This is a genomic window from Pseudomonas sp. FSL R10-0056, assembly GCF_009600105.1.
GTDB classification, from domain to species: domain Bacteria; phylum Pseudomonadota; class Gammaproteobacteria; order Pseudomonadales; family Pseudomonadaceae; genus Aquipseudomonas; species Aquipseudomonas bubulae.
The window spans coordinates 64,803-72,313 of sequence record NZ_WIWL01000150.1 but is presented as its reverse complement, the minus strand read 5'-3'; the positions used below and the strand labels follow the sequence as shown (position 1 = coordinate 72,313).

The 7,511-nt window shown below is 58.5% G+C and carries 6 protein-coding genes; 4 read left to right on the top strand and 2 right to left on the bottom strand.

The features are described 5' to 3' along the window. Window positions 1-137: 137 nt before the first annotated feature. Entirely contained in the window at window positions 138-407 is a 270-nt protein-coding gene (locus tag GHO42_RS08135; protein WP_095019118.1) for a short-chain dehydrogenase, read from the bottom strand. Between the two features lie 429 nt (window positions 408-836). Between GHO42_RS08135 and GHO42_RS08130 the strand changes: the two genes are divergently transcribed. Continuing rightward, window positions 837-2,954 (top strand): TonB-dependent receptor domain-containing protein, encoded by a 2,118-nt coding sequence (locus GHO42_RS08130; RefSeq protein WP_153327517.1) that lies wholly within the window; start codon window positions 837-839, stop codon window positions 2,952-2,954. Here the strand turns inward: GHO42_RS08130 and GHO42_RS08125 are convergent. Then, on the bottom strand, window positions 2,951-4,033 hold the full coding sequence (locus GHO42_RS08125) for an AI-2E family transporter (protein WP_153327515.1): 1,083 nt from the start codon (window positions 4,031-4,033) through the stop codon (window positions 2,951-2,953). The two genes, GHO42_RS08130 and GHO42_RS08125, sit on opposite strands and share 4 nt — an antisense overlap. Window positions 4,034-4,179: 146 nt before the next feature. On the opposite strand from GHO42_RS08125, the gene GHO42_RS08120 reads away from it, so the two are divergent. The 3 genes from GHO42_RS08120 (at window position 4,180) to GHO42_RS08110 (ending at window position 7,479) form a co-directional block, all read left to right on the top strand. After that, window positions 4,180-5,475: an OprD family porin gene (locus tag GHO42_RS08120; protein ID WP_095002104.1), complete on the top strand. Its 1,296-nt coding sequence runs from the start codon at window positions 4,180-4,182 to the stop codon at window positions 5,473-5,475. Between the two features lie 244 nt (window positions 5,476-5,719). Then, window positions 5,720-6,547 carry an NAD(P)-dependent oxidoreductase gene (locus tag GHO42_RS08115; protein WP_153327512.1) on the top strand — a complete coding sequence of 276 codons (828 nt, stop codon included), beginning with the start codon at window positions 5,720-5,722 and terminating at the stop codon, window positions 6,545-6,547. 44 nt (window positions 6,548-6,591) lie between these two features. Continuing rightward, complete coding sequence (locus GHO42_RS08110) at window positions 6,592-7,479, top strand: SMP-30/gluconolactonase/LRE family protein (protein ID WP_153327510.1); 888 nt, start codon at window positions 6,592-6,594, stop codon at window positions 7,477-7,479. The last annotated feature ends 32 nt before the right edge of the window (window positions 7,480-7,511 follow it).

Sequence of the window (7,511 nt, the reverse complement as noted above, 5' to 3'; positions counted from 1 at the left end):
GTCCCCGCACACCCGTCAACCATGTGTCCGGTCCGTACAGGTCCTTCAAAAAGGGACTCGCCGTAAGGGCGAAACCACTATTTAAGTTAGACACAAATGCCGGATATGTACTCAACGTATCAGTTAAACAAACACGATCAAGCGGGCCGCAAGCGCCAGCCCAGCACATCGAGCAGGTCACAACCATCGCGCAGCAATTGCGCTGAAACCGTAGCCAGATGTTTGAGATCAACCGAATCGGCCTGCTGCACTTCGCGGCTGGAGAACGATTCCATCAGTTGAGTTACAGCCAGAACGCGGGCGACGGCGTTGGCATGGAGCACATCGAGGGGGACGTTGCGATCGATTAGCAAGGCGGGGATGGTGCAGTCAATGGCTGTTAACGGGATATACGGTGAATTCGTCATAAGAAAGTCTCTTAAAGTTGGATTTAGCCATCCATTTTTGTCGCCAAACAAAAAAGGTGGCCGCTGTACGTGGGTTGGCGAACCGGTAACTTTAAGAAAACCCGGCAGACCCGAAGATCTCCCACGTACAACTGCCATAAAACATTTCGAGCAAATTACACGCTCAACCGTAAATAGCAATTATGTACTTATTTAAAGTTACTGCGGATCGCCAATCCCGGTCGCCTTATCGGCGAGCACCCACTATAGGCCCCGCATCAGACCTCCAGCAATTGCCAAACCTGTGCGATAAATCCCGAAAAATCGTGAGCTTGCAGCTTCGCGAGCAGGCTCGCTCCCACAACTGGATTGCAGCCGTGACAGTTGCGAGTGATTCCGGGCTTGTATAGGCTGGCGCGCCGCCCGCCCATCGATCTGGAAGCTCCATTAATGCGATCCGTGTTCTCCTCGCTTTTACCTTTGGCACTCCTCAGTGCCACCCCCGCCTACGGCAGTGCCCTGGAACTGGGTGAGGTGCAGGTACGCAGCGAAGAAAGCAGCGAACTGGAAGCCGCCCAGAACGCACTCAATGAAGTGCCCGGCGCCAGCAACCTGATCGATATGGCCCGCGTCGAAAACGGTCGCACCGCCAGCAATGCCGATGTGCTGGCCTACCAGCCAGGGGTATACGCGCAATCGGCGGGCAATGACGGGGCCAAGGTCTCGGTGCGCGGCTCGGGCATCAACCGCGCCCCCAGCGCCCACGGATCGGGGCTGTACGTGATGTTCGACGGCCTGCCGCTGACCGGCCCCGGCGGCACACCCTACGAACTGTTCGAGCCGCTATGGTTGAGCCGCGCCGAAGTGCTGCGCGGCGCCAATGGCTTCGACACCGGCTCGCTGGCCCTGGGCGGCTCGATCAACTACGTCACCCACACCGGCTACGACGCCGCGCCATTGCAGGTGCGTTACGAAACGGGCAGCTATGGCTATCAGAAACGCCAGATCAGCTCCGGGCAGGTGCTGGGAGATCTGGACTACTATGTCGCCCTGACCGACTCAGACACCGACGGCTATCAACACCATACCGCTGGCAGCAGCAAAGGCATCGCAGCCAATGTCGGCTATCGCTTCAGTCCACAACTGGAAACCCGCTTCTACCTGCGCTATCGCGAAACCGATAACGAACTGGCCGGGCGCGTGACCAAAGACAATATCAAGCATCACCCCCGCGCAGCCAACCCGGCCTATGTGGCAGGGGACTACAGCCGCCCGCAACCCGGCAGTACCTGGCTGGGCAACAAGACCACGATGTACCTGGATGACGATTCGCAGCTGGAAGTGGGCCTGGTCTATCACGACTACCCGATGGATCTGCGAGAAGGCCCTAACCGTTTGAAAGTTGCCTACACCGATGTCAGCGGCACGCTCAACTACAAGCGCCGCGACACTCTGTTTGGCCTTGAAAGCAACACCACCGTGGGCCTGCGCAACACCAAGCATTTGCCCAACAGTGGCGCATCGGAATATGTGCGTATCCCTGTGGGCAACACTGCAGGCTATGCCCCGGGCACCAAGATTCGCGACTTCAGTTACCAGGGTTCCGACACCGTGCTGCACGCCAGCAATGATCTGGAACTGATCCCCGACCTGTGGCTGACCACCGGCATGGCCCTGATCTACACCCGCCGCGAGAGCGACGTGAGCTACCCCGACAGCGGTGGCAAGGTCAGCCAGCATGACTGGGACTACGCGCCGCGTATCGGCCTGCGTTACGAGTTCAATCCGCACTTGCAGGTATACGGCAACCTGAGCCGTTCGGTTGAGCCGCCGCACCCGTGGTCGATGATCTGGGGCTCGCCGTTTACCTTCCCGGTCAACAGTGGCCCGGCTACCGGTCGCCAGAGCACCCCCGTGTCGCTGGACAATCAAACTGCTACTACTCTGGAACTGGGCACCCGTGGCGATTCGTGGCTCGGGCAGTGGGATCTGGCTTGGTATTACTCAGCCGTGCGCCATGAACTGCTGAGCGTCGAAACCCAGGCCGCCACTCTCACCCAAAGCCCGATTGTCGGCGAGTCCAACGCCAGCCCCACCGTGCACCAAGGCATCGAAGCAGGACTCAACAGCCTGCTGTGGGAAAAACAAGCAGTGGGCAAGGTATCCCTGCGCCAGGCTTACACCTTCAGCGACTTCCATTACCGTGACGACGAGCGCTTTGGCGACAATAAGTTACCGGGGATCCCGCAACACTACTACCAGGCCGAAGTGCGCTATGACCACCCGCAGGGCTTCTATGCCGGGGTGAACACCCAGGTTGCCTCACGTATGGCGGTGGATTATGCCAACTCGTATTACACCTCGTCCTATATGCTTTGGGGCGCAACCCTGGGCTACAACGCCCCCAAGCAGGACTGGCAAGCCTGGCTCGATCTGCGCAATCTGAGCGGCGAGCGCTATGCGGCTACGGTTACGCCAGGGTATGACGACAAGGGACTGGACGCCGCGCGCTCCACCCCCGGTGAAGGCAGGGGCGCCTACGTGGGGGTTTCCTACAGCTTCCGTTAATCGCCGGACGGGATATCGGCTGGCAACCGCACCTTGCGCCGGGTGCCACTGAACAGGCCCCAGCTGGACAGGAACAGGGCGGCAATCAATGGCCCGATCACAAAGCCATTGAGGCCGAAGATCGCCATGCCGCCCAGGGTCGAGATCAAAATCAGGAAGTCCGGCATTTTTGTGTCCTTGCCCACCAGGATGGGGCGCAGCACGTTGTCCACCATGCCGATCACAAAAACCCCATACAGCGCCAGCACCACACCCTGCCAGACCGAGCCGGTCACCACGAAGTAAACCGCGACCGGTGCCCAGACGATGCCGGCACCCACGGCGGGCAACAGCGACAGGAACATCATCAGCACCGCCCAGAACAGCGCGCTGTGAATGCCCAGTACCCAGAAAATCACCCCGCCCAATGCCCCCTGGGTAATGGCCACCGCCAGGTTGCCCTTGACCGAGGCCCGGACCACACGGCGCAATTTGAGCTGCAACAGACGTTTTTGCTGTTCGGCAAGCGGTACCGCGTTGCGGATGGTGCGCACCATTTGCTGGCCATCACGAATAAAGAAGTACAGCAGGTACAGCATGATGAAAAAGCTCACCACCAGATCAAAGGTGCTCTGACCAAAGCTGAACACCTGGGTGGCAAAAAACTGGCTGCCTTCGAGTGCACCCTTGGATACTTTCTCGCTCAGCCCGTCGATATTGCCCATGCCGAAACGGTCAAGCCAGTCCTGGGCGGTGGCCGGCAGGATATCCTTGAACTGCATGACATAGCTGGCGACGTTGATTCTGCCGCTTTCAACATCCTCGTAGAGCGTTGCCACTTCCTGCACCAGCAAGGTCGTGGTGATGATGACCGGGATGATCGCGATCACCGTACAGGCCCCCAGCGTGGTAAAAGTTGCCAGGTTGCGTCGGCCTTTTAGCTTGAGTAGCAGCTTGCGTTGCAGGGGTGCAAACAGAATCCCCAGGGCAACAGCCCAAAAAATCGCGCCATAAAACGGCAATAAAATCCAGATGAATGCAATTGTGACCAAGGCCAGCAACAGGAGCAGGGTTTTACGTTGCAGACTTGTTTCGTTCATGAGCCATCCATGTCAGTGATGCGAGTAGGAATCTGGTGCACCCAGTGTAGCCGCTGACATTGACAACTCCCTAGACACTCTGTAAATAATCTGCCTGGTTGTACGACGACAGATAACAAAAATAATAATACTCAGGAGCTCTACGGATGATCACACCTACCTGTGCCCCCTCCCTGTTCACTTGCTCAAGAACCTCCCGTGGTACCCGCTCGCTGGTGTTGCTGGGCCTTGGCAGCATGGGTCTGGCGCTGCCCGTCAGCGGTATGGCCGAAGGCTTTATCGATGACACCAAGGCTACATTGAACCTGCGCAACGCCTACATCAACCGCAACTATACCAACCCTGACTACCCGCAAAGCAAGGCCGAAGAGTGGACGCAAAACTTCATTCTCGACGTCAAGTCCGGCTTTACCCAGGGCACTGTCGGTTTCGGAGTGGATGTACTGGGGCTTTACTCGCAAAAACTCGACGGCGGCAAGGGCACGGTCGGTACTCAACTGTTACCGACCCACAGCGATGGTGAGCCCGCCGATAACTTTGGTCGTTTGGGTGTTGCGGCCAAGGCCAAAATCTCCAATACGGAACTGAAAATCGGCGAGTGGATGCCGGTACTGCCGATCCTGCGCTCGGACGATGGCCGCTCCTTGCCGCAAACCTTCCGTGGCGGCCAGATCACTTCAAAAGAAATCGCCGGGCTGAACCTCTACGGTGGCCAGTTCCGCGCCAACAGCCCGCGTAACGACGCAAGCATGGAAGACATGTCGCTCAACGGCAAAGGTGCCTTTACCTCCGATCGCTTCAACTTTGCCGGCGGTGATTACAGCTTCAATGAAAAGCGTACCCAGGTCGGCCTGTGGTATGCCCAGCTGGAAGACATCTACCAGCAGCAATTTTTAAACGTGTTGCACAGCCAACCTGTTGGCGATGTGACGCTGGGCGCAAACCTCGGTTATTTCTGGGGCAAGGAAGACGGTAACAAACTGGCGGGGGACCTGGACAATAGAACCGCCTACGCCCTGCTGTCGGCCAAATACAAGGGCAACACTCTGTATGTGGGCCTGCAGAAAATCAGTGGCGACGATGGCTGGTTCAGGGTCAATGGCACCAGCGGCGGAACCCTGGCCAACGACAGCTACAACTCCAGCTATGACCTGGCCAAGGAGCGCTCCTGGCAAGTGCGTCATGACCTGGATTTCGCGGTGCTCGGCGTCCCCGGCCTGACCATGATGAACCGCTATATCAGTGGCGATAACATCCACACCGGCAGCATCACCGATGGCAAGGAATGGGGCCGCGAATCGGAACTGGCTTACACCGTACAGGCCGGTACGTTCAAGGACCTTAACCTGCGCTGGCGCAATGCGAGTATCCGGCGCGACTACAGCACCCACGAATTCGACGAAAACCGCATCTTTATCAGCTATCCGTTGTCGTTGCTGTAAGTCATGTCTGTGCCATCGGGGGGCGCTTGCGACCCTCACCCCTGCCCTCTCCCAAAGGGAGAGGGGGCTGATGTGTGGTGTTACGCAGAACTGCTTTTGCCTTTAGTCCCCTCTCCCTTTGGGAGAGGGTGCTTTTGGTGAATAATCCAGATCACTTGTGCATTGACAACCACCGCAATGACTGTGAATAATCCAACCCAAGTCATACGACAACTGACAATAACAAGTACGACAGGGCCCTTTGATGACAACCACACACACTGTCCAAACCCCCTTCAATCGCCTTCTCCTCACCGGTGCTGCTGGCGGTCTGGGGAAGGTGCTACGCGAAACCCTCAAGCCCTACGCCAGGGTGCTGCGACTTTCAGATATCGCCGCAATGGCTCCCGCTGCCGACAGCCGCGAGGAAGTGCTCATCTGCGACCTTGCCGACAAACAGGCCGTCCACCAGCTGGTTGAAGGGGTAGACGCCATCCTGCACTTTGGCGGTGTCTCGGTGGAGCGCCCGTTCGAAGAGATCCTCGGCCCCAATATCAGCGGCATTTTCCATATCTACGAAGCGGCACGCCGGCATGGCGTCAAACGGGTGATTTTCGCCAGTTCCAACCATGTCATCGGGTTCTACAAACAGGACCAGACCCTGGATGCCCACTCCCCGCGCCGGCCTGACAGTTACTACGGGCTGTCCAAGTCTTATGGCGAAGACATGGCCACCTTCTACTTCGATCGCTATGGCATCGAAACCGTCAGCATCCGCATCGGTTCCTCGTTCCCCGAGCCGCAAAACCGCCGGATGATGAGTACCTGGCTGAGCTTTGCTGACCTTACACAGCTGCTCGAGCGCTCGCTGTACACGCCGGATGTCGGCCACACCGTGGTCTATGGCGCCTCCAACAACCTCAATGTGTGGTGGGACAACCGCTATGCCGCCCACCTGGGTTTTGAGCCCAGAGACACCTCTGAAGTGTTTCGCGACAAGATCGAAGCTCAGCCGATGCCTGCGGCCAATGACCCGAGCATGGTTTACCAGGGCGGTGCCTTCGTGGCTGCCGGCCCGTTTGGCGACGAATAAATACGCCCCTGCCACCAAAACAAGATCACAGAGGTCGAGGCATCATGACAGCTGAACTGATTCTCGATGCACGTAATGCCACCGGCGAAAGCCCGGTCTGGAGCATCGCGGAGCAGGCACTTTACTGGGTGGATATCCCGGCAAAACGCTTGCATCGCTGGAGCCCCGCCGATGGTAAAGAGCACAGTTGGCAAGCCTCGCAAATGCTCGCCTGCATTGCTCAGACAGGTCATGGCAGTTGGATCGCCGCGATGGAAAACGGTCTGTTCGCTATCACCCCTCACGCCGATGGCAGCCTCGACAGTCGTTTGCTGGCCAGCGTGACCCACGCCCTGCCAGGCATGCGCTTCAACGATGGCCGCTGCGACCGCCAGGGCCGCTTCTGGGCGGGCACCATGGTGATGAACATGGCCGCCGGCGCCCCGGTGGGCGCCATGTACCGCTACAACGCAGGCCAGACCGAGCCGCTCACTGCGCAACTGCAGGGCTTGATCGTGCCCAACGGCCTGGCGTTCAGCCCCGATGGCAAAACCTTATACCTGTCGGACTCACACCCGGACGTGCAAAAAATCTGGGCTTTTGACTACGACACCGACACGGGTACCCCTCACAACCGTCGCCTGTTTGTGGACATGGGCAAGCACCCGGGTCGCCCCGATGGCGCCGCCGTGGATGCCGAGGGCTGCTACTGGATTTGCGGCAACGATGCCGGGCTGATCCACCGTTTCACCCCGCAAGGCAAGCTCGACCGCTCCCTGACCGTACCCGTGAAAAAACCGGCGATGTGCGCTTTTGGCGGCGCTGATCTGGACACCCTGTTTGTGACCTCGATCCGCCCTGCAGGCGATCTCGCCGACCAGCCGTTGGCAGGAGGCGTGTTTGCCCTCCGCCCCGGGGTCAAGGGCTTGCCGGAGCCACTACTGACTAACTGACAACCGATCCAACACCTTGAAATAACAAAAAC